This window comes from Arthrospiribacter ruber, assembly GCF_019343195.1.
GTDB classification, from domain to species: Bacteria; Bacteroidota; Bacteroidia; order Cytophagales; family Cyclobacteriaceae; genus Arthrospiribacter; species Arthrospiribacter ruber.
Genome location: NZ_RPHB01000007.1, coordinates 338,204 through 359,472, shown reverse-complemented (window position 1 = coordinate 359,472; position 21,269 = coordinate 338,204). Strand labels below are relative to the sequence as shown.

Sequence of the window (21,269 nt, the reverse complement as noted above, 5' to 3'; positions counted from 1 at the left end):
CATTAACAATAAATTGTATAAAGGCTGCCTTTTAGGTGGCCTTTACTTTTTTGAATGGAATCAAAGCTGACACGGACTTTTTGTAAGCTATATATGCCTCCCCATAAATACTGACCAGCTTTTTTTCTTCGAAATAAATCCCAAAAGGAAGATATACCAACAGACAAATCAAGTGTATCAGAGAGCTTAGAAAAGGAGCAAACAAAAAATAGCCCAAAAAGATCAAAATCAGACCAGAATAAATAGGATGCCTCAGCCAGCCATGAATGCCTGATGTCACTAAGGGTTCGGTTACTTCCAAATCATCATGCGGTCTGATACCGACAAACCTGGTACCGGAAAAGTTTTTGAAGGATTTGACCAGAATGATGGTTCCGAAGGTGGCAAGCATGTACCCCAAGTAGGTAAGCCACTCAGTTGACGCCAGCAAGGTAAAAGTCATCGTAGCGCCGAACACAAGAATCCCCAGAAAGAAAATCCCGAAAAATAAATTATAAAGTAATCTGTACCACCTGTACCCATGACCAAGTGCAGCTCTAATAGCCTTTTTAACCTTTATGGCTGCCAATGCGCTGTGAAGAAAATAAAATATACCCCATAAAAGGGCCAGTATGAAATATTCCATGTCTTTGAAACTTAAAAGTAAACCAAATCCCGGGAAGTTCCCATGATCAGAGATTTTTAGGTTTCAGTTTTTTGATTGAAAGGGTTTTTCTAATTTGAAGCTTTAAATCTTCAGTCTTGGAATTCATGCTTCTTAAACCCCCGGGATGGTGAAATATTGCAAGACTTGGCTGATATTGAAATTTTAAAAACAAGCATATGAAAATAGGTCTGATCAGAGAAGGAAAAAACCCACCGGATAAGCGGGTTGCTTTTACACCTCAGCAGGTGAAGAATATTCAGGAAAAATATTCTGGAGCTATAGAGTTTTTTGTACAGTCCAGCCCTATTCGTTGCTATACCGATGATGAATATAGCAGCTTGGGAATTCCGGTAGTAGACGATGTAAGCCATTGTGACTGGTTACTGGGAATCAAAGAAGTTCCTATCAGTCAGCTTATTCCTGACAAAAACTATTTGTTTTTTTCGCATACCATTAAGGAACAGGCATACAACAGGCCCCTTCTTCAGGCTATTTTGGATAAAAATATCAAACTTCTGGACTATGAAGTGCTCAAAAATGACAAAGGTCAGAGAACGGTAGCTTTTGGTCGCTGGGCTGGCATTGTAGGCGCATACAATGGCCTATGGACTTATGGGAAAAAGTCAGGGCTTTTTGACCTGAAGCGTGCCCATGAGTGCTTTGATAGAAATGAATTGGATCAGGAATTGGCAAAGGTACAATTGCCCCCTATCAAGATCGTCGTGACAGGAACCGGACGTGTGGGAAAGGGAGTATTGGAAGTGCTGGAGACGATATCTTTGCGCCAGGTGAGTCCTCATGACCTCATTCACAATTATTATGACGAGGCTGTGTTTGCCGTTTTGGACAATGACGATTACAACAGGCGGAAAACAGATGGAGGCTTTGAGCAACAGGAGTTTTATACAGCACCCCAAAAGTACGAAAGCCATTTTCTCAAGTATGCAGAGGTTTCGGATATTTTGATTGCAGCGGCCTATTGGGATAATAGGGCTCCACGGCTTTTTACCAGAAGCGATATTGCATCCGAGGATTTTAATATTTCTGTGATTGCAGATATTACCTGTGATATCGAAGGATCAATTCCCACTACCATGAAGCCTTCCACCATTGCCGATCCGGTGTATGATGTGGACAGGGAAACTTTCGAAATTTTGCCTGCTTTTGGCAAGCAGAGTAGCATTTCGGTAATGGCCATTGACAACCTGCCTACTGAGTTGCCCCGCAATGCTTCTGAGGAATTTGGGAGTCAGTTGAGTGAACATTTTATTCCTGAATTGTTAAATGAAGAGTCAAAGATCCTCGATCGGGCAACCATTACCAAAGAGGGGGACTTGACAATTGAGTTTATATATCTGAAGGATTTTGTTGAGGGGAAATCCGCAGATTGACCGTGAAGGAGAAATTTTAATAGTCGGTATTTTTAATTTATTAAATGACATGAAAAACATACAAAGATATATTGAACAGACAGTTTTGAAGCCCCAGGCTACAGACGAGGATATTGAGAAATTGGTAAGTGAAGCAAAAGAGCATGGTTTTGTAGGCATTTGTGTACCTCCTTTTTGGGTAAAAAAGGCCAAACGTGAAATAGGGGATTATGACATCCAATTGGTGACCGTAATTGGGTTTCCTTTAGGTTACAACATGACTGAAACGAAAGTCTTTGAAACCGAACAGGCTATCAAAAACGGGGCAGATGAAATTGATGTGGTATGGTCTATCACTTCATATAAGGCTGGTATGAACTGGCCAAAAATTGAACTGGCCAAATTGGCCTCTGTATGTCATGAGCAGGAAAAAATCCTGAAAGTGATCATAGAAACTGCCTACCTAAGTGAGGAAGAGATCATTGATGCCTGTAAAATCTCCGCAGATGCAGGTGTGGACTATGTGAAAACTTCAACCGGATTTGCTCCGGAAGGGGCACAGATCCAACACATCAAACTGATGAGAGAAAACCTGCCTTCTAATGTAGGCATTAAAGCCAGTGGGGGGATCAAAAGTTATGCACAGGCTGTAGCGATGATTGAAGCGGGAGCTGATCGTATAGGAACCAGTTCAGGTGTTCAAATCGTAGAAGAGTCAAAAGAGAAATTTTAAGGCAGGTCTTTAGTTTTTTCTGTTTTGGGCTTTTCATTCTGATTGGCACCCATTTGACGGATGTCACCGTCTCTATTGAAATAAATCAAAAGGAACGGAATGATAAAAAAGGTCAAAACTATGTAGGCAAATCCAACAAATCTTGTTCTTACAGATTCTCTGCCTAAAAAAGTGGATAGCTTGACCGGGATGTTTCTAATTCCCGGGAAAGGAAGGAAAATCAAAGCGCCGAAGAAGTTGAACAAAAAGTGTACTATAGCAATGCTGATTGCTGCCTCGGTTTTGTATATGGCCGCTATAGCTGCAGTGATACAGGTGCCGATATTGGCACCAATAATAAACGGAAATGCTTTTACCAATGCTACTTTTCTATTGGCTACAGCCGGTACAATAAGTGAAGTGGTGACGGTACTGGACTGGACGGCGGCTGTAAAAAAAATTCCGTAGAAGAAAGCAATAGATGGTTTTTGGAAAATATGCTTATTGGCTTTGTTGTAAGAAGGAGACATGAAAACCCTGAAAACCGAGGTAGATAAGAATTTGATGGAGGCAAACACCAATATAATTGCCAATGCCAATGAAACAAGGGGTATAGAAATCAACTCCACGATCCAAATGGTGATGGGTCTGGTAAATAATACATTGTAGGTATAATCTTCATCACCCGATATAGTGGAGTCAAAAAGGGTATCTGTCAAATAAATAGCCATCTGGCTCAAGAATCCAAAATATACCTCGAGAGGAAATAGTACCAGAACGGTCAGAATATTGAAAATATCGTGGAGTACTCCAGCAGATAGTGCTTTTTTGAACTCGTTTTTTTTCATTATAAAAGAAAAAGCTACCAATGTACTGGTAATGGTAGTGCCTATATTGGCTCCCATGACCAATGGAACCGCTTGACTCAGACTAAGTGTACCCGCGGCCACTACTGCTACAATCATAGCAGTGACGGTAGAGCTGCTTTGTATCAACGCAGTCATCAGCAAACCTATGAATAAACCTACAAAGGGATTGTTGGTAGCCTGAAAAAGCTGTTCTGCGAACTGACTGTTGAACCTTACCAAAGATACCGTAAGCATATCGATGGAAAGCATAAAAAGTAAGAATGCGAAGAGCATCTTAAATAAGGTGAGTCCCCTATTTATGGTTTTGCTTGGTTCCAGGATTTTGCTCATTTATAGAAAAACCCCTAACCGGGGTTTAGAATTCTTTTTGACCCTGCAAAATAAAAGCATGGCAGATTAATAAATGGGCTTTTGATATGAAGATTTTGTTAACATTACAAAGGTAAATGGGCTTGATCCTTTATTTTCCTAAAAATATCCCCAATTTTGCTGTCAGAATCTTCAATGTAAACTCTATATTAAGCTAATAACAAGAAATTGTCGTCTGAGAGGCCAAAATTTAATAACAACAGAAGTCCTCTTAACAATTTCTTAACATATAAGCCGAATAATCTTCTTTAAATTTGCACCGGATTGATCATCCAACATCTCCTACCTTATGGCCAAACTTAAAGACCAGAATATCAATCAGGATGCTTTATCAAAAGTAGCCTATTCACTTTTTGACTTTACCAAAAAAGAAAAATCATTCTTAGTTATCATCTGTATTCTGATATCCATCGCTGGAGTCATTACGGAATACACTTACTTATCGATGTGGTTTGGTTTTGCCTTAGCGGCATATTCAGCCATTGCCAATGACAGTATTCAGACGATAGGTACTTTCATCGCGTCCAATCAGCGAAGAAAGTGGTACTGGCTATGGCTCTTTATGGGGCTTATCTTCGTAGGTACAGTTACTTATAGCTGGTTTGTTTTCAATGGAGACGTGAGTTACCAGAGGTTGCAGGTTCCAGGTCTTGACCGTGCTCCTGAAAGTTTTGTCTTTCTTCAGCTGGCAGCACCCATTGTACTTCTGGTAATGACAAGGTTGAGGATGCCTGTTTCCACTACATTTTTGTTACTGAATGTATTTACTTACAAAGCTGGTACTATTGTAGATGTGGTTACCAAAAGTTTGTTTGGGTACATTTTGGCGTTTTTTATCGCCATAGTAGTTTGGTTTGCTGTAGAACGCCTGGTCAAAAATTTCCTCAAAGGGACAGCACATCCTTATTGGTACATTGCACAATGGATTACTTCTGGAACCCTTTGGGCTGTTTGGATCATGCAGGATGCAGCCAATATTGCGGTTTTCCTTCCTAGACAATTGGATGTATGGGAATTTGTAGGGTATACGGGATTTGTCTTTTTCGGACTGGGATTCCTTTTTTACCTCAAGGGAGACAGGATACAGGGAATAGTTAATGAAAAAACCAAGGTGACCGATGTAAGGGCTGCTACACTTGTAGACTTTGTTTATGCGATCATCCTTTTTTACTTCAAAATGCTCAATAACATACCAATGAGTACCACTTGGGTGTTTATAGGATTGTTGGGAGGTAGGGAACTTGCCATTGCCCTGGCTAAGTCCAAAAAGCTTTCCAAAAGAAAGGCCAGGATTTACAGGGCCTATAGTTTGGCAAGAAAAGATATAATCAAGGCAGGAATAGGACTTTTGGTCTCACTTATCTTGGCATTGATCATCAATGAAGGTATTCGTGAAGAGATTTGGGCAATGTTCAATTGATCAGGTAGAAACCTTTAATAAGTTGTGCGCAGGCTTTTTTAAAAAAAGACCCTGCGCATTTTTTTATGTAAATTGCAACTATGGAATTATATACTGATGCCTATTTTATGAATGAGGCCTTCAAACAGGCCAAAATAGCTTTTGAGGAAGATGAAATCCCCGTGGGGGCGGTGATTGTTTGTCGGAATAGAATCATTGCAAGGGCGTACAATCAGACCGAAAAACTCACAGACGTGACTGCACATGCCGAAATGCTGGCCATTACTTCTGCTGCAAATGCCTTGGGAGCAAAGTATCTACCTGAATGTAAACTCTATGTGACTTTGGAGCCATGTATCATGTGTGCCGGAGCCTGTTTTTGGTCTCAGGTTGGTGAAGTGCATTATGCAGCGGCGGATCCCAAAAGAGGTTTTTCCCAAAATCCCCAAAATCTCCTTCACCCCAAAACAAAAATTTTTCAAGGAATGATGGCTGAAGAGTCCAAAAATCTTCTTGATTCATTCTTTAAAAAACTAAGAAATTGAATCCTTTTTGAAGATCTTAGAACCATTTGAAAAAAGAATTGGTTGATAAAACGTAAATTGATACGAGAATTATTTTAATGTTTCATCATAAACCCTTTTAAAAATGGCTTTTGAACTACCTAAATTACCTTATGATTTTAATGCGCTAGAGCCGCATATCGATGCTAAAACTATGGAAATCCACCATGGTAAGCACCACAACGCTTATGTGACCAATCTTAACAAGGCAATCGAAGGAACGGACCTTGAAGGAAAAAGCATCGAAGAATTGATGAAGTCTGCAGGTTCAAACAATGCAGTAAGAAACAACGGTGGTGGACACTACAACCACAGTCTTTTTTGGGAGATTCTTTCTCCAAACGGTGGTGGCAATCCTTCCGGAGAATTAGCTGCTGAAATTGATAAAAAATTCGGCTCTTTCGATGCATTCAAAGAAGAATTCAACAAAGCTGCTGCTACAAGATTTGGTTCAGGTTGGGCTTGGTTGTGTGTGGATGAAAGCAAAGAATTATGTGTGTGCTCCACTCCAAACCAGGACAATCCATTGATGGATGTAGCTGAGAAAAAAGGAACTCCTATTCTTGGACTTGATGTATGGGAGCATGCTTATTATCTGAATTACCAAAACAGAAGACCTGATTATGTCTCAGCTTTCTGGAGCCTGGTTAATTGGGATGAAGTAAGCAAGAGATACGCTGCTGCAAAATAATCAAGCGGTCGGCAATTGACATTTGGCCCTGAAGTGAAAGCTTCAGGGCTTTTTTTTTCTAAAGTAAAGGCTGGTGTGCATTGATTACCGGCTTTTTTGTACGCTTTGCGAACGCAATAAGTGTACGGAATTGAAACAGTTTATTTTTGACACTTTTTAATAGGTGTCTGAAAATCAGTATTTTAAGTGATATTTTTCGAAGTGGCACCGATTTTTCAAGAGGCATGGCACAACAACACGAACACAAAAACCAACTATCATGAAAACCTCAACTCAGATTTTTGCAGCTTTTTTCTTCTTCTTATTGGGGATGAGCAATTTGACAGCCAAGGATATCAGTATCCTTACAGGGAAAGTGACTGATGAGAAGGGTGAGGCCCTTCCCTATGCCAATGTTGCTTTATTTGAAGCCGGAACAGAAAAGCTATTGACAGGTACTGTTACAGATTTGGACGGAAAGTTTACCATTGAGACACCTAGAACAGGGTCTGTTCAAATGGTAATTTCCTCTATAGGTTTTGTGACCTTCAAATCGGAAGTTTTTGAAATCAAAGCCGGAATGAAAAAGGATTTTGGACCTTTACAGATTACCGAGGAAGCAAGTAACCTTTCTGAGGTGACCGTCAGGGCTTCCCGGCCTGAGATCATCATAGAAGCAGACAAAACCACCGTCAATGTGGAAGGAACTGTGATGGCAGAAGGAAATACAGCCTTGGACGTGATTGCTCGATCACCGGGGATATTTGTGGATCAGGACAACAACATCAACTTAAACGGAAGACCAGGTGTCACTGTCATGATCAATGATCGGCCAACCTATATGAGCGCAGCTGACTTGGCTAACTTTCTAAGGTCTATGCCTGCCGAAAATATCAAAAGCATAGAAATTATCAGTAGTCCTACATCCCGATTTGACGCTGAAGGTGGCGCAGGCATCGTTAACATCAAGTTGAAGAAAAATAACATTGACGGAGTATTCGGCAATGTCTCTGCAGGAGGCATGTACAACGGCATGTACAGCCCAAATACTGGACTTAGTCTTAATGTGAAAAAGGGTAAATGGACCAATACGGCAAGCTTCAATTACAATCAGTTTAATTTCCAGAATGAGCTGGATATCACCCGCAATTTCCAGTTGGAAGAAGGGGTTTCCAATTTCGCACAGGAAAGCCCGATCAAAATGTACAATGAGAGCATGTTCTTACAGGCAGGCTCTGACTATGATATCAATGACAAGCACAGCGTTGGCATGAGCATTCAGGCCTCCAAGTACAATGGTGATAATATTGGAGAATCACTCACCAGAATTACCAATCCCGGTACAGAAGACCTGTTTTTCATACAATCAGACAATGAAAGCTTTACTCATAATAAAAGGCTTTTCGGAAACCTTCACTATGTTGGATTACTTGACTCCTTGGGCACCCGCTTGTCGGCAGATGTGGATTATACCAGAATGTTTCAGGACAGTGAGTCCCTTTTGACCAATTCCAATTGGGTCAATGACCAGCAAAGCATGTCCAGCATGGATTTTATTCAAACGCTTAATGACATGGATTACAGCATCTTTACCGCTAAAGTGGATTTCGTGAAGCCTTTGGGTAAAGGAAGGGTCTTTGAAACAGGACTTAAAGGAAGCTGGGTGAAGTCGGACAATAACCTAGACCTTAGCAAAGCGGTGGAGGAAGGACCATTTGTGCCTGATCCAAACAGTAACAGGTTTATCTACGAAGAGAATGTCCTGGCTGCCTACGCTTCATACAAGGGGAGCATTTCAGAGAAAGTCAACTTTCAGGCAGGTTTGAGAGCAGAGCATTCCGATATTACTGGTACCTCAGTGACTCTAGATGAGATCAACAACCAAAAATACCTGGACCTGTTTCCAAGCCTTTTTGTATCGCAAAAAGTAAGTGAGCACTATCAGATCAATTACAATGCAAACCGTAGGATCTCAAGACCGAACTATCGCTTGTTGAATCCATTTGTGTTCTACATCGATCCATTGACCACCGAACAGGGAAACCCACACCTAAGACCACAGTATGCCCACAACTTTGAAATGAACCATGTAGTGAAAAATGCCTACCAGTTTACTATGGGTTACTCCTTGACTACAGATGTTTTCCAGCAGATCTTTACACAAGATGAGGAGACAAGGATGACAACTACATTCACGGACAACCTTGACAGGGCGCAAAACTGGAATTTAAGAGCTATCATTCCTGTGGAAATCAGACCATGGTGGAATACCAGTAACATGCTTCAGGTGACCCATTCCCAGTGGAAATCTATGATAGGAGACGCGCTTTTGGACGTGGGACAGACCAACTTTACGGCAAGGACACAGCATACTTTCAACCTTCCTCATGGCTTCCGTGCAGAATTGATGGGAATGTATGTCGGTCCGGCACAATATGGACAGGCTACGATCAAAGGTTTCGGATGGGTTGATTTGGGTGTGACCAAGCCTTTGATGAAAGAGAAACTCACCTTGACTATAAATGGCACAGATCTTCTCAGGTCACAAATTATCAATGCCAACGTGCAGTTTGACAATATCGATACGCAATTCAGACAGTACAGGAATACTCAGGGCGTCAGGGTAACCTTGCGGTACAAGTTTGCACAGGGAGAAAGCTTCAGGGTATCCAATAGAAGTGGAAGTACCGAAGAAAGAAGCCGGTTGGATTAAAAATGATCCGATTTCTGTAGAAGCTTTACTGCGGAAAAAGGCAAAGGTAACCTGAAGGATACAGCCATCATTAGCCAAGGTGTTAACCTGAGCTAATGGTGGCTTTTTAATTGTATTTCCTGAAAGATTCAAAAACCTAAAAAAAACATAGGTATCATTCTTTTAGGTTTGTTAAATTACAGGTGTATCTTGTTTTTAAGTAAACTATAATTTTATGATAAAGAAACTCGGAGTACTTTTCTTAGCCTTTTCCCTTTTTTCAACATCGTTTTCTCAGGAATTTGACAAGCAAAAGCTAGAACAATACCTAGAAGCTTATGAAAGTGCCGAAAAGGTAATGGGTTCCCTTACCATCTCAGTGGAAGGAAAGCCGGTTTTCCAAAAAGCCATCGGCTACATGGATCTTGAAGAGGGTATACCTGCCAGTCCCCAGACCAAATATAGGATTGGTTCCATAAGCAAAACCTTCACTGCCGTATTGATAATGAAAGCTATTGAGGAAGGAAAACTGAATCTTAAAACCACGCTGAATACATTTTTCACAGAAATCCCCAATGCCGATGAAATCACTGTTCGGCATCTTTTACAGCACAGGTCGGGTATTTATAATTTCACCAATTCACCGGATTACCTTACTTACAATACACAGACCAAGTCCAAGCCTGAGATGCTGCAGCTTATCATCGATGGTGGAACGGTATTCGCACCGGACAGCAAAGCAGAGTATTCCAATTCTAACTATGTGTTGCTGACCTGGATTTTGGAGGCAGTTTATGAAAAGCCCTTTTCAGAAATCATGAATGAAAAAATCACACAGCCACTTGGACTTAGAAACACCTATTTGGGAGGGGCGATTCGGGATGCCGAGGGAGAAGCATATTCATACGAAATGCAGGACGGCTGGGTCAAGAGTACAGAAACTGATATGAGCATACCATTGGGTGCTGGGGCTCTGGTGAGTAATGGAGAAGATTTGGGGAAATTCGCCCATGGGCTTTTTGAAGGAAAATTGATTTCGGCAGAAAGTCTGGAGCAAATGAAAACCTTCCAAGATGGCATTGGACTTGGGTTGTTCGTGATTCCTTTTGGAGATAAAAAATCTTATGGTCACGGTGGAGGTATAGATGGGTTTCGTTCTCTGATGAGTTATTTTCAGGATGAGAAGATGACTTTTGTTTTTTTGAGCAATGGGGCGGAAATCAATCCAAATGACATAGCCCTTGGGGGACTTTCTGCATTTTTTGGACAGGACTATGAAATCCCGGTTTTCAGCAATGAGCAGTTGGATGAGGATGAACTGGAAAGATTGACCGGCACTTATGGCGCTGATGGCTTTCCTTTGGACATTAAGATCAGCAAAAAAGGCAAGCGGCTGTTTGGTCAGGCTACGGGTCAGCCTGAATTTCCCCTGACCTATGAAGGAGACCATGTATTTAGTTTTAATCAGGCTGGATTGAAAATAGAATTTGATCCTGAGAACGACAAAATCCGGATGAAACAATCAGGGATGACATTTGAACTGGAAAAAAAGGCTAAGGAGTAGTATATGACCAATATTTCCTCCATCCTGAGGAAGTGATATATTTATCTTTTTAGCTTATTTAAAGCTAAAAACAAGAATGATTATTTTGAAAATCAACGATTACCTATACTCAAACCTATAATAACTATGAAAGCATCATTAAAAAACCTGCTAATTGCAACATTTCTTGCATGCTTAATTTTCTCATGTACTCAAGAAGAGACTGACATTACAGAACCTATCGTCACTACTCATAAGGGTCCGGTATCCGGAACTGTCAACGATGGGATATTTGCCTTTAAGGGAATCCCTTATGCCAGGGCAGAGCGATTTATGCCACCGCAAGATCCAGAAGCTTGGGAGGACGTGCTGGAATGTGATCAATTTGGACCAGTTGCCAAACAAGTAGTCGAATGGATTCCTGAATCTTCTATGGATGAAAAGGAGCTTTTCAGTGTCAATGTCTGGACTCCCGGCATCAAAGACGGTAAGAAGCGGCCTGTTATGCTTTGGCTCCATGGAGGAGGGTTTTTTGTAGGAAGTAGCAATGACCCGATGACTTATGGTGAGGCCATGGCCAAAAAGGGAGACATCGTCATGGTATCTGTGAATCACAGATTGAACATCTTAGGCTTCCTAGACTTATCAGCAGCCGATGAAAAATATGCCCTTTCTGCCAATGTAGGAATGCTTGATATCGTAAAGGCCCTAGAATGGATCAATCAAAATATTGAGGAATTTGGAGGTAATCCATCGGACGTAACCATAGTAGGAGAATCTGGAGGAGGAGGTAAGGTAGGTACCTTGATGGGAATGCCTTCCGCCAAAGGCTTGTTCCACAAGGCCATCATTATGAGTGGTACTTTGATCAATACCATGAATTCCGAAAAGTCGCAGCAACTTGGGCTGGCAGTCCTGGATCGATTGGGAATTGGTAAAGATGAGCTGGACAAGCTGGATGGGGTACCTTATTCAGACTTGGTCAAAGCTGGAAATGAAGCTGTAGCGAGTATTGCAGGCCCTAGGAAGCCTGGCTCACCTACGATGTATGGTTTTGCACCTTCCGTTGATGGTGAAGTTCTGCTTCAGCAGCCATTCAGCCCAGGTTTTCACGAGATGTCCAGAGACATACCCTTGATGATCGGTTCCACGCTAAATGAACTCGTAGCCACTGCCTATGGTGAAAAGGACCTCACTTTGGATGAGGCAAAGGAAAGACTTGAAAAGAAATATGGAGTGGATGCAGAGAAATTTATTGAATTCTTTGCTCAGGCCTACCCTGACTATACTCCACAAGATTTGCTCTCGGTTGATGATGTGTTTAGGCCATTTACGATCAGAACTGCTGATGCCAGAGCCGCTGAATCCTACGCGCCTCTTTATGTCTACTTCTTGGCCTGGAAAAGTCAGGTGGAGAATGCTTCCAAAGGGTCTTTTCATGGACTTGACATCCCATTGGCATTTTACACGGTAGACCTAAGGCCAGATTGGACGGGTGATACTCCAGAAGCTTGGAGCTTGTCAGACAAAATGAGTGCCGCTTGGATCAATTTTATCAAATCTGGTAATCCCAACGTAGAGGGAGTCTTGCCTACATGGGATACTTATACCAAAGAGAACGGTGTTACGATGTTTTTTGATGACGAACCCAAGATAGTCCACAACCATGATAGGGATTTGATGAACTTGATAAAGCCTCTTGATTAAGAGGCTTTATCAATAACAATCTGAAAAGGAGTATCTTTTCCAGGCACAGGTATGTTGGCAAATCATGCTAAAAAGAGGCCATGATCAGAAGATGAAAAATTGCTAGAAGTCCTTCCGGAAACAGTTTGATTTTTATTGAAGCTAATTTTCGGGAGGATTTTTTGACTTCAGATAATTGTTTAGCTTCTACTTCAAAATATAACTTAATCCAACTGTCGCTACAAAATTTTTCCTGTCCAAGCCTGGGACAAAGTACTGGTCAGGTTGATTTTCCAAAAACCACATGTAGTTCAGGGTATTGACGTATTGGAAGTTACCGTGTACTAAAAGGTTGCCAAATCTCCAATCTGCAACAAGCGAAGGAACCAGGTCGACATACTTGTTTCTCCAGTCCTTGGAAGCTTCGTACCTGAAATAATAAAAGTCATTGTTATACACAATCCGCTCAAAGTGGAATGCGATTCTGTTGAAATCCTTCACCCATCCCAATTCTATCCAGTTGACATTTGCTGCGGGGCCATAGCCTACTCCTAATACCTGACCTTGGTGGGTATAGCCATGTCTGACATGATCGTGAATGTACCAAGTATCCAAATTGCGGATTGACTCGCGGATGGTCTGTCCCGTCTGCGTCATTTCTGCGCTGATCTGTAAGAAGGATCCTTCTTTTTTCAGTGGCATCAGGTTGGTAAAGCCTAAAGTGAATCCCCTGTTTCTTTCCGGAGTAATCATAAACTCACTCAAACGTCGGCTATTGCCATTGGTGCCATATTCTCCATAAAATTCAAAATGTCCTTCCTGACTGATCCATCTAAAAAACCCGGAACTGAATTGTTGCCGTTTATCCCGAATTGGGTTTTCTACATTTGTGAAGCCTTTTTGACCGTTGAAAAAGGGTACATAATCGCCCAATCTGTCCATGTCAGCACGATAAAGATGATTGGTAGCTGAATAGCCTAAAAATAAACCCGGAACCCATTTCGGTTGATAGCTTAAAATGATACCTGACAGGTATCTTCCGTCCACAGTCCTTTTTGGGATATGAACGGGGTTGTTTTGAATGCTGTAATCGGCATGAGGGGGCAAAAATCCGGATCCATTGAGAAATCCACCTATCATCTGACCTTCAAAGTGACCCACAGGAGTAGCTATAGGTTTGGTGGTGTTGAGTGTCAGGTGCACAAATCCCGGGGCATTATTGCTCATAATTAGAGAGTTTCTTCTGGAAGGACCCCACCAGAGGTTTTCTGTAGATACACCTACGGAAAGTCCATGAGTGCTATACCTAATGCTGGATTGACCCGGAAGAAACCGGACCATGGAAGATGTTCCGAAGCGCTCAGGCATATCAATCCTGTTCATGTACTCATAATAAAACAGGATTGTGGCCTGATGTTCTATAGGGAAACCCATGAAATCCCTGTTTTGGGCGATGAGCAATTCAGGCATAAACTGAAAGCTGAAATTGTCCTGCTTCAGGTAAATGCCTCCGGATAATACTGTCTGAATTCCTCTATTTGGGATCATGGCACCATTGTTTAGCCCAAAAGGATAATCGGAATTGTATTGGGTCCGGATAGTGTATGGCATGGCTATCAGTGTACCTTCATCATCGATACCATACTTCCTATGAAAAGTAGAGGTGTCAAAGTCCGTAAAGGTACTGTCAAGATCTATTCCATTGTACCTGTCAAAAGCATCCTGTGGGAAAAGCGGTCTGATCGCAAAAGACGATTGCCCATCTAGCTTTCCCAGTAACTGCATCCTTCGCATGTATTCCTCCAAAACAGGGGTGTTGAGGGGGACTGTTTGTGAATAGGCTGAAAAGGATGCCAGCAAAAGCAAACAGAATAAGGTGCCGATTTTAAAAAGATGCCTGCTGCTCATATCACGACCATTGTTGTAATTTCTATTTTTCCTACTGACCAGCTTTCATCACAGGCAGGGTCGGCTGTGTTGGTTTGTACCAGTTCATCTCCCAAAGTCACTTTTACTGAGGGGGCTGTATGCCGGATCATTTTGCTGATACGGTATTTGGTGGTGTATCTTGGAAATGCACCAAATAGACACAATCCGGGAATATTGGTTTCTATTGCACCAGATTTTGGATCATTTTGCCTGAAATAATTATTTGGATAGGATTGTTTCAGACAAAAAGTGGATTCACAGGGTGAGTTGGAAAATGTAGTCCTAACTACGTCCTGACCATCGACCTGCATGTACCAGATATCCGGACCACTAACACCATCATCTGGATTACCATCCCAAGAATCATGTATCCAAAGTTCAACCTCTACTTTGAGCACATTGTGGCCGGGAAGCTCATTGATGGTCACAGAAGCTTCCTCATTGTGATAATACCCAAGCAAAGTGTCCTGCCTGAAAATAAACAATTTTCCATTTTCAAAATTGGCAAGATCCAATGTGGTGAAATCATTGGAATACACCATTACCTGACTCTCTAAAGTGTCTTCGCAGGAAACCATTGTCAAAGCCAGGAATAAAATAAAGGAAACAAGTGATAAACTACCTGATTTATGAAAATGCATAAGGGTCAATTACTTTACTCAGTTTTGGGTGGAGGTTTCATAAAACCAACACGCGACAAATAAACGAAAAATCAACCGGATTTGGCCTATTTTTCATGGTAATAGTACAAAGAAAGAATTTGGCCTCCTTTGATTATTGCTTAACTTGCAGTCCAAATATTTATGTTTTTAGAAATGATCAACATTACTTTAGTAGCAGGTGCAAGGCCTAACTTTATGAAAATTGCACCTATCATCCATGCCATTCAAAAAAAGCAAAACGAAGGGAAGCCAATTTTCTACAGACTCGTGCATACTGGTCAGCATTACGACAAAAAGATGTCGGGTGACTTTTTCGAGCAGCTAAATATTCCCGAACCAGATGCCAATCTCGGGGGAGGCGGTGGCACTCAGGCCGAGCAAACAGCAGCCATTATGGTGGCCTTCGAAAAAGAATTGATGGACCATAAACCTGACTTGGTAATTGTGGTAGGAGACGTGACTTCTACTCTGGCTTGTTCCATAGCTGCAAAAAAACTGGTTATCGATGTGGCCCACGTGGAGGGAGGTATCCGCTCGGGGGATCTCAGCATGCCGGAAGAAATCAACAGGATGGTTACGGACAGCATTACGGATCACTTTTTTACCACTTCCGAAATTGCCAATACCAATTTGAGGAAACTTGGTTTTTCCGAAGATCAGATACATTTTGTGGGAAATACTATGATTGATACGCTGATGGCCAATATGGATAGATTCAGAAGTCCGGAAGGAGAAATTTTTGAAAAGATCAAGCCCAAGGAATATTTTGTGATGACCATGCACAGGCCTGCCAATGTGGATCAGGAAGAAAAGCTAAAAGAAATGATTGAGGCTATTGTCAAGGGCACCCGTGGACTGCCCATTATTTTCCCAGTGCATCCAAGGACAGCCAAAAACCTTCAAAATATGGGAATCAATCATGAAACTTTGCACATGACTGAGCCCCTTAGTTATTTGGAGTTCAATTATCTCGTGAAGCATGCCAAAGGTGTCATTACAGATTCTGGAGGTATTACTGAAGAAGCCTCAGTGATGAATGTGCCATGCATTACACTCAGAGACAATACAGAAAGAGCGGAAACAATTGAGTTGGGCACAAATGAATTAATTGGTACTGACCCCAAAAAATTACCTCCTTATTTGGAAAAGGTCATGAACGGGGGTTGGAAATCTTATAAGGGGATTCCGCTTTGGGATGGGAAGACTTCAGATAGGATTGTGGATAAGATTATACAGCTTTACAGCAACTGATTTATTATTATAGAGCTGTTTTCCATTTAAATTGAAGCCCCAAGCTTAATTCAACAAGGATTAAATATCTAAAAATGAAGTAAAATGGACAGGGTAAAAGAATTGGTAAAGGAACTCGAATTAAAACCGCATCCTGAAGGGGGGTATTATGCAGAATCTTACAGGTCTGACTGGGAGTTTTCCACAGATCATGGGCCAAGAAGCTTGATGACCTGTATTTATTTTCTTCTTACCTCTGACAATTTCTCCAAATTTCATCAGATCAAAAGTGATGAGATGTGGTTTTATCATGAAGGCAGCCCACTTACCGTACATGTTTTGGATGAAGGAAAGTACAGTAAGTTGCTGGTCGGACCTAGTGACAAGGATGGTCATCGTCCCTATCAATTGGTCAAAAATGGCGTAATTTTCGGGTCAACTGTGGACAAACCGGACAGTTATAGCTTGGTATCTTGTGTCGTTGCACCAGGTTTTGATTTTGCGGACTTCAAATTGTTTACAGAAGAGGAACTGCTCCAACAATGGCCTGAACATCAGGAAATCATCAAAAGACTAACCTGAACTATGAGTAAGGCATCCATTCTATTGATTGAGGATGACGATAGGCTAGCCACTGTCATCAAGAAAGGCCTTGAGGAAAAAAATTACTCTGTGACCCAGGCATTCGATGGCGATATGGGTTTGAGACTTTTTGATTCAGGTGGGTATGACCTGGTGATCACTGACCTTATTCTGCCCAAAGTCAACGGGCTTGACCTAAGTAAAACGATCAGGGAGAAAAATAAGCGGATCCCCATCATCATGCTTACAGCATTGGGCACTACAGATGACAAAGTAGAAGGTTTTGATGCAGGGGCGGATGATTATCTCGTAAAGCCATTCGACTTTAGGGAGCTTCTGGTTAGAATCAAAACTTTGTTGAAAAGGGCGGGAATGCAACTCTCTGAGGAGAAGGATCCGATAATCAGGTACGCCGATCTGGAAATCAATACAGATCTGAAAAAGGCATTTCGCTCAGGAAGTGAACTCAAGTTGACCCCAAAAGAATATAATCTCCTCGAGTATCTTGTGAGCCATCCAGAGCGGGTGCTCAGTAGAGAAGAGATTTCAAGAGATGTGTGGGGAGTCAACTTTGACACGGGAACCAACTTTATCGATGTGTATATCAATTACCTGAGAAAGAAAGTAGATAAGCCTTATGATACCAAATTGATCCATACCAGATCGGGAATGGGATTTATTTTACAGCAACAATGAGCCTTCAACAGAGAATATCCTTGTTATTTACAGCCATATCGGCGGGGATATTACTTGTCTTTATGTTAATTGTTTATTTCTCAGCCAACCAAAACAGAAAAGTTGAATTTTACGAAATACTTCAAAAAGAAGCCATTACAAAAGTAAATCTCTTGCTCGAAACTAGATTGGATGCAAGAACTTTGCAAACAATCTATCGAGAAAACAGAGAGATACTTTATGAAGTGGAGGTTGCTATTTACAATGAAGATTACGAGCTTCTTTATCATGATGCTGTTGACATTGATTTTGTGAAAGAGACGCCTGATATGTTCGGTAGAATAGAATCAGAGCAGATCATAAAATTTGTACAGGACAAGTGGCAGGTTATAGGACAGTTGGTAACTTTAGAAGGCAAACAGTATTTTGTAACTGCCGCAGCTTTTGATGCATATGGGTATAGGAATTTGGAAAATTTACGAAATACCATGCTTTTTTCCTTTGCTCTTGGCCTGGCGATCATTTATCTGATAGGTTGGTATTTTTCTCAAAAAGCTTTGGCGCCAATCAGGGGTATGATCTCTGAAGCGCAGAAAATCTCCGCCTCCAATCTTGACCTTCGGCTGCAGGTGCCTAAGCATAGAGATGAACTAGGGGTTTTAGCAGAAACCTTCAATGAAATGTTGGAACGTCTTGAAAAGTCATTTGATTCCCAAAAGCAATTTGTTTCCTACATCTCTCATGAGCTAAGGACACCTTTATCGGTTATAATTGCTGAACTCGAACTGAGCCAAAATAAAAAAAGAAGTAAAGATGAATATCGGGAAACAATAGAGCTTGTTTTAGCGGATGCCAAAAAGCTGGCAAAACTTTCGAGTACACTGCTGGATTTTGCCAAAGCGGGATATGATAAGTCTGAGATCAACTTTAAGGCGATGAGGGTTGACGAGATCCTTCTAGATGCCAGCCAGGAACTGCAGGCACTTAATCAAGGCTATAGAGTGGACTTAGATTTCAAAGGAGAATTTGATGAAGATGACATAACAGTCTTAGGCAACAGCTATCTTTTGGCTATGGCATTTAAAAATTTAATGGAAAATGCATGTAAATACTCTCTTGACCAAACTTGTAGGTGCAGTATTTCTACCACTAAACAGGCTGTTCAGATTGCATTTAAGGATAATGGTGTGGGTATAGAGGCGACTGATATGGAAGAAATTTTTAATCCCTTTTATCGTGGAACAAACAGAAATATTTCCGAAGGTACTGGAATCGGTCTCGCTCTGGTCAAAAGAATAGCAAATCTTCACGAAGCACAAATAATAGTAGAGTCGAAAAAAGGGGATGGATCACTTTTCACTTTTATTCTCCCGAAATATTATTCTTAATTCTAATAGAATTCTAATTTTTTTCTAACGAGTTCTTAAAGGAGTCGAGGTCTCCATCCTCCTATTTTTGTACAGTTAATAATTAAACGCTATGGAAAACGTTCCCCCGCTTTATTTTAAACCGCTTTAGATTTTTGGAAAACCTCCTTGGTTTTGCCAAAAATAAATCAAAAAAAGGAGGTCAATATGACATTATTTGAATTTGTATTACGACTAGGGCTGGCATTTTTCTTAGGTGCAGCCATAGGTTTTGAAAGACAGTATAGGCAAAAAAGTGCAGGACTGAGAACCAACACCTTGGTATCTATGGGTGCCGCTGCCTTTATACTTTTATCCGTATCCCTGACTGGAGACCAAGGAGATCCATCAAGAGTAGCCGGACAGATCGTAACCGGTATAGGGTTTTTGGGAGCAGGTGTGATTATGAAGGATGGCTTTAATGTGCAAGGGCTGAATACAGCTGCAACGATCTGGTGTTCTGCAGCCGTCGGCTCCTTGTCAGGAGTTGGGCTTTATCCTGAGGCGATGATCACAGCTGGTGCTGTGATGCTGGCACACCTTGGACTTAGGCCGATTGGAAGGAGAGTTAATTCCATCCCGGACCTTCCTGCCGATGTGAATTCAGGAACTTTTTTCTACAGTTTTCAGATCAAATGCCTGGATAAAGTAGAAAACCACCTTAGGGTAATGATGCTTGAGACCATTAAATCCGATGGTAGTCTGAGGCTTCAATCCTTGAAAAGTTTTGATAATGGGAACCCAAATCACGCTTTTGTGGAAGCAAAAATAGTTTCATACGGAAACAAAGATGGAATAATGGAAACCCTTGCGGGGAAACTTCTTTTGGAATATGGGGTGATGGAAGTGACTTGGGAAATAGAAGGACAGCAAAACGATCAATAATATGAGAGGGATGGAAAATGAAAACTGGGTCGTTATCGCTGAAAAGCAAAAAGTAAGGGAATTGATTCCTGCCTTGCAGAAAATGCCATCAGTAGAGGTGGCCGAAGCATTGGAACAGTTGGAAGAGGCCAGTATTTTGGAAGCTTTTGATTATTTCGAGGCTGAAGAGCAGGCAAAAATCTTTTCACACTTTGATATCGCCCGTCAACTTGGTTTTTTTCAGCAAATCAGCAAAAAGCGTTTTGCTCCGATATTTGAAAACATGGCTTCAGATGACAGGTGTGACCTTTACCAACACATGTCACAGGAAGAGCAAGCGGCGATTTTGCCTTATTTAAGCAAAGTAGCCAGAGAGGATGTGATCAAGCTGTCTGCTTATCCGCCCGAAACTGCCGGGGGAATCATGAGTACTGACTTTGCCACCATACAGGCAAGTATGACTGTGGATTCGGCCATGGCAAAGGTCCGGAGAGATTCTCCTTCCAAGAAAATGATCTATTATATCTATGTAGTAGATCATAGAATGAAGATGGTAGGTTTTGTCTCTCTCAAAGACATGATTATGGCATCTCCGAATCAGTTGATATCAGAAATCCTTCATGAAAATTTTGTTCAGGCTCTTGTAGATGAGGACAGGGAGGAAGTAGCAAAAAAAATCGAGGATTATGACTTGCTGGCTATTCCAGTACTGAATCATTCCGGACAGCTGGTAGGTATAGTGACCCAAGATGATGCCATTGAAGTCATACGGGCAGAGCACACAGAAGACATGGAGAAGTTTATGGGGATCATGTCTGAAAGCTCCGAAAATGACTATGCCCATACTTCCAGCTGGCAGCATTTTAGAAAACGGGTGGTCTGGATCGTTTCATTGGCTGCTGTCGGAATCATTTCAGGAATGATTATCCATCGCTTCGAATCCACCTTGGAGGCATTGATCATTTTGGCGCTGTACATGCCTATGGTCGCAGATACAGGTGGCAACTCAGGTTCTCAGGCAGCTACGGTTATCGTGAGGGCACTTGCACTGGGGCAAATCAGCCCCAAACAATGGTTGACCATTGTCTTCAAAGAGTTTAAAATTTCAACAATGCTAGCCGTGTGTTTGGGCGTATTGGCTTTCCTGAAAGTGCTCTTCCTGAGCTGGGAAACCAGTATACCGTCAGAATATACACTTACTCAACTGGCAATGGTGATTTCTTTGGCACTTTCCCTGCAAGTGATTACTGCGACATGCATTGGGGCCAGCTTACCATTATTGGTCAGAAGATTTGGGGGTGACCCGGCAGTGGCAGCATCGCCAGCCATTACCACAGTAGTGGATATCACAGGTCTACTGATTTATTTTACTGTAACTATAACATTACTAGGGCTTTAAAAC

18 protein-coding genes are annotated in these 21,269 nt (G+C 41.6%); 14 read left to right on the top strand and 4 right to left on the bottom strand.

The annotated features are described in order from the left end of the window. Window positions 1-31: 31 nt before the first annotated feature. Window positions 32-625, bottom strand: a complete 594-nt coding sequence (locus tag EGN73_RS16215) for a methyltransferase family protein (RefSeq protein WP_219292223.1) — start codon at window positions 623-625, stop codon at window positions 32-34. 197 nt (window positions 626-822) lie between these two features. Here EGN73_RS16215 and EGN73_RS16210 point away from each other — a divergent pair, with 197 nt between their 5' ends. Further along, window positions 823-2,037 carry an NAD(P)-dependent oxidoreductase gene (locus EGN73_RS16210; RefSeq protein WP_219292219.1) on the top strand — a complete coding sequence of 405 codons (1,215 nt, stop codon included), beginning with the start codon at window positions 823-825 and terminating at the stop codon, window positions 2,035-2,037. Between the two features lie 49 nt (window positions 2,038-2,086). After that, entirely contained in the window at window positions 2,087-2,749 is a 663-nt protein-coding gene (gene deoC / locus EGN73_RS16205; RefSeq protein WP_219292216.1) for a deoxyribose-phosphate aldolase, read from the top strand. On the opposite strand, the gene EGN73_RS16200 is transcribed toward deoC, so the two are convergent. Next, on the bottom strand, window positions 2,746-3,927 hold the full coding sequence (locus EGN73_RS16200) for a Na/Pi symporter (RefSeq protein ID WP_219292212.1): 1,182 nt from the start codon (window positions 3,925-3,927) through the stop codon (window positions 2,746-2,748). The two genes, deoC and EGN73_RS16200, sit on opposite strands and share 4 nt — an antisense overlap. Before the next feature lie 328 nt (window positions 3,928-4,255). Here EGN73_RS16200 and EGN73_RS16195 point away from each other — a divergent pair, with 328 nt between their 5' ends. From EGN73_RS16195 to EGN73_RS16170, 6 genes are all read left to right on the top strand, one after another. Next, window positions 4,256-5,386 carry a hypothetical protein gene (locus tag EGN73_RS16195; RefSeq protein ID WP_219292209.1) on the top strand — a complete coding sequence of 377 codons (1,131 nt, stop codon included), beginning with the start codon at window positions 4,256-4,258 and terminating at the stop codon, window positions 5,384-5,386. 80 nt (window positions 5,387-5,466) lie between these two features. Next, window positions 5,467-5,910 (top strand): nucleoside deaminase, encoded by a 444-nt coding sequence (locus EGN73_RS16190; RefSeq protein WP_219292205.1) that lies wholly within the window; start codon window positions 5,467-5,469, stop codon window positions 5,908-5,910. A gap of 103 nt (window positions 5,911-6,013) precedes the next feature. Further along, window positions 6,014-6,619, top strand: a complete 606-nt coding sequence (locus EGN73_RS16185; protein WP_219292202.1) for a superoxide dismutase — start codon at window positions 6,014-6,016, stop codon at window positions 6,617-6,619. A 259-nt stretch (window positions 6,620-6,878) separates the two neighbouring features. Further along, window positions 6,879-9,311 carry a TonB-dependent receptor gene (locus EGN73_RS16180; RefSeq protein WP_219292199.1) on the top strand — a complete coding sequence of 811 codons (2,433 nt, stop codon included), beginning with the start codon at window positions 6,879-6,881 and terminating at the stop codon, window positions 9,309-9,311. 214 nt (window positions 9,312-9,525) lie between these two features. Beyond that, on the top strand, window positions 9,526-10,854 hold the full coding sequence (locus tag EGN73_RS16175) for a serine hydrolase domain-containing protein (protein WP_219292194.1): 1,329 nt from the start codon (window positions 9,526-9,528) through the stop codon (window positions 10,852-10,854). 126 nt (window positions 10,855-10,980) lie between these two features. Next, on the top strand, window positions 10,981-12,540 hold the full coding sequence (locus tag EGN73_RS16170) for a carboxylesterase/lipase family protein (RefSeq protein ID WP_219292192.1): 1,560 nt from the start codon (window positions 10,981-10,983) through the stop codon (window positions 12,538-12,540). A gap of 186 nt (window positions 12,541-12,726) precedes the next feature. Here the strand turns inward: EGN73_RS16170 and EGN73_RS16165 are convergent, their stop codons facing one another. Together EGN73_RS16165 and EGN73_RS16160 are read right to left on the bottom strand one after the other, a co-directional pair. Further along, window positions 12,727-14,427, bottom strand: coding sequence for a capsule assembly Wzi family protein (locus tag EGN73_RS16165; protein WP_219292189.1), 1,701 nt, complete (start codon window positions 14,425-14,427; stop codon window positions 12,727-12,729). Then, window positions 14,424-15,089, bottom strand: a complete 666-nt coding sequence (locus EGN73_RS16160; RefSeq protein ID WP_219292186.1) for a hypothetical protein — start codon at window positions 15,087-15,089, stop codon at window positions 14,424-14,426. The genes EGN73_RS16165 and EGN73_RS16160 overlap by 4 nt, the downstream gene beginning before the upstream one ends. A 174-nt stretch (window positions 15,090-15,263) precedes the next feature. Here EGN73_RS16160 and wecB point away from each other — a divergent pair, with 174 nt between their 5' ends. The 6 genes from wecB (at window position 15,264) to mgtE (ending at window position 21,266) form a co-directional block, all read left to right on the top strand. Beyond that, entirely contained in the window at window positions 15,264-16,361 is a 1,098-nt protein-coding gene (gene wecB, locus EGN73_RS16155) for a non-hydrolyzing UDP-N-acetylglucosamine 2-epimerase (RefSeq protein WP_219292352.1), read from the top strand. An 84-nt stretch (window positions 16,362-16,445) separates the two neighbouring features. After that, window positions 16,446-16,922 (top strand): cupin domain-containing protein, encoded by a 477-nt coding sequence (locus tag EGN73_RS16150; protein WP_219292182.1) that lies wholly within the window; start codon window positions 16,446-16,448, stop codon window positions 16,920-16,922. Between the two features lie 3 nt (window positions 16,923-16,925). Next, a complete protein-coding gene (locus EGN73_RS16145) occupies window positions 16,926-17,618 on the top strand; it encodes a response regulator transcription factor (RefSeq protein ID WP_219292179.1) in 693 nt (230 codons plus the stop codon). Then, complete coding sequence (locus tag EGN73_RS16140; protein ID WP_219292176.1) at window positions 17,615-18,985, top strand: sensor histidine kinase; 1,371 nt, start codon at window positions 17,615-17,617, stop codon at window positions 18,983-18,985. The genes EGN73_RS16145 and EGN73_RS16140 overlap by 4 nt, the downstream gene beginning before the upstream one ends. Before the next feature lie 186 nt (window positions 18,986-19,171). Beyond that, a complete protein-coding gene (locus EGN73_RS16135; RefSeq protein WP_219292173.1) occupies window positions 19,172-19,888 on the top strand; it encodes an MgtC/SapB family protein in 717 nt (238 codons plus the stop codon). Window position 19,889: 1 nt separating this feature from the next. Next, window positions 19,890-21,266 carry a magnesium transporter gene (gene mgtE, locus EGN73_RS16130; protein WP_219292171.1) on the top strand — a complete coding sequence of 459 codons (1,377 nt, stop codon included), beginning with the start codon at window positions 19,890-19,892 and terminating at the stop codon, window positions 21,264-21,266. Window positions 21,267-21,269: the final 3 nt, after the last annotated feature.

Coding starts and splice junctions, on each gene's coding strand:
- EGN73_RS16215 (WP_219292223.1), bottom strand. CDS start 625: ATGGAATATTTCATACTGGCCCTTTTATGGGGTATATTTTATTTTCTT.
- EGN73_RS16210 (WP_219292219.1), top strand. CDS start 823: ATGAAAATAGGTCTGATCAGAGAAGGAAAAAACCCACCGGATAAGCGG.
- deoC (WP_219292216.1), top strand. CDS start 2,087: ATGAAAAACATACAAAGATATATTGAACAGACAGTTTTGAAGCCCCAG.
- EGN73_RS16200 (WP_219292212.1), bottom strand. CDS start 3,927: ATGAGCAAAATCCTGGAACCAAGCAAAACCATAAATAGGGGACTCACC.
- EGN73_RS16195 (WP_219292209.1), top strand. CDS start 4,256: ATGGCCAAACTTAAAGACCAGAATATCAATCAGGATGCTTTATCAAAA.
- EGN73_RS16190 (WP_219292205.1), top strand. CDS start 5,467: ATGGAATTATATACTGATGCCTATTTTATGAATGAGGCCTTCAAACAG.
- EGN73_RS16185 (WP_219292202.1), top strand. CDS start 6,014: ATGGCTTTTGAACTACCTAAATTACCTTATGATTTTAATGCGCTAGAG.
- EGN73_RS16180 (WP_219292199.1), top strand. CDS start 6,879: ATGAAAACCTCAACTCAGATTTTTGCAGCTTTTTTCTTCTTCTTATTG.
- EGN73_RS16175 (WP_219292194.1), top strand. CDS start 9,526: ATGATAAAGAAACTCGGAGTACTTTTCTTAGCCTTTTCCCTTTTTTCA.
- EGN73_RS16170 (WP_219292192.1), top strand. CDS start 10,981: ATGAAAGCATCATTAAAAAACCTGCTAATTGCAACATTTCTTGCATGC.
- EGN73_RS16165 (WP_219292189.1), bottom strand. CDS start 14,427: ATGAGCAGCAGGCATCTTTTTAAAATCGGCACCTTATTCTGTTTGCTT.
- EGN73_RS16160 (WP_219292186.1), bottom strand. CDS start 15,089: ATGCATTTTCATAAATCAGGTAGTTTATCACTTGTTTCCTTTATTTTA.
- wecB (WP_219292352.1), top strand. CDS start 15,264: ATGATCAACATTACTTTAGTAGCAGGTGCAAGGCCTAACTTTATGAAA.
- EGN73_RS16150 (WP_219292182.1), top strand. CDS start 16,446: ATGGACAGGGTAAAAGAATTGGTAAAGGAACTCGAATTAAAACCGCAT.
- EGN73_RS16145 (WP_219292179.1), top strand. CDS start 16,926: ATGAGTAAGGCATCCATTCTATTGATTGAGGATGACGATAGGCTAGCC.
- EGN73_RS16140 (WP_219292176.1), top strand. CDS start 17,615: ATGAGCCTTCAACAGAGAATATCCTTGTTATTTACAGCCATATCGGCG.
- EGN73_RS16135 (WP_219292173.1), top strand. CDS start 19,172: ATGACATTATTTGAATTTGTATTACGACTAGGGCTGGCATTTTTCTTA.
- mgtE (WP_219292171.1), top strand. CDS start 19,890: ATGAGAGGGATGGAAAATGAAAACTGGGTCGTTATCGCTGAAAAGCAA.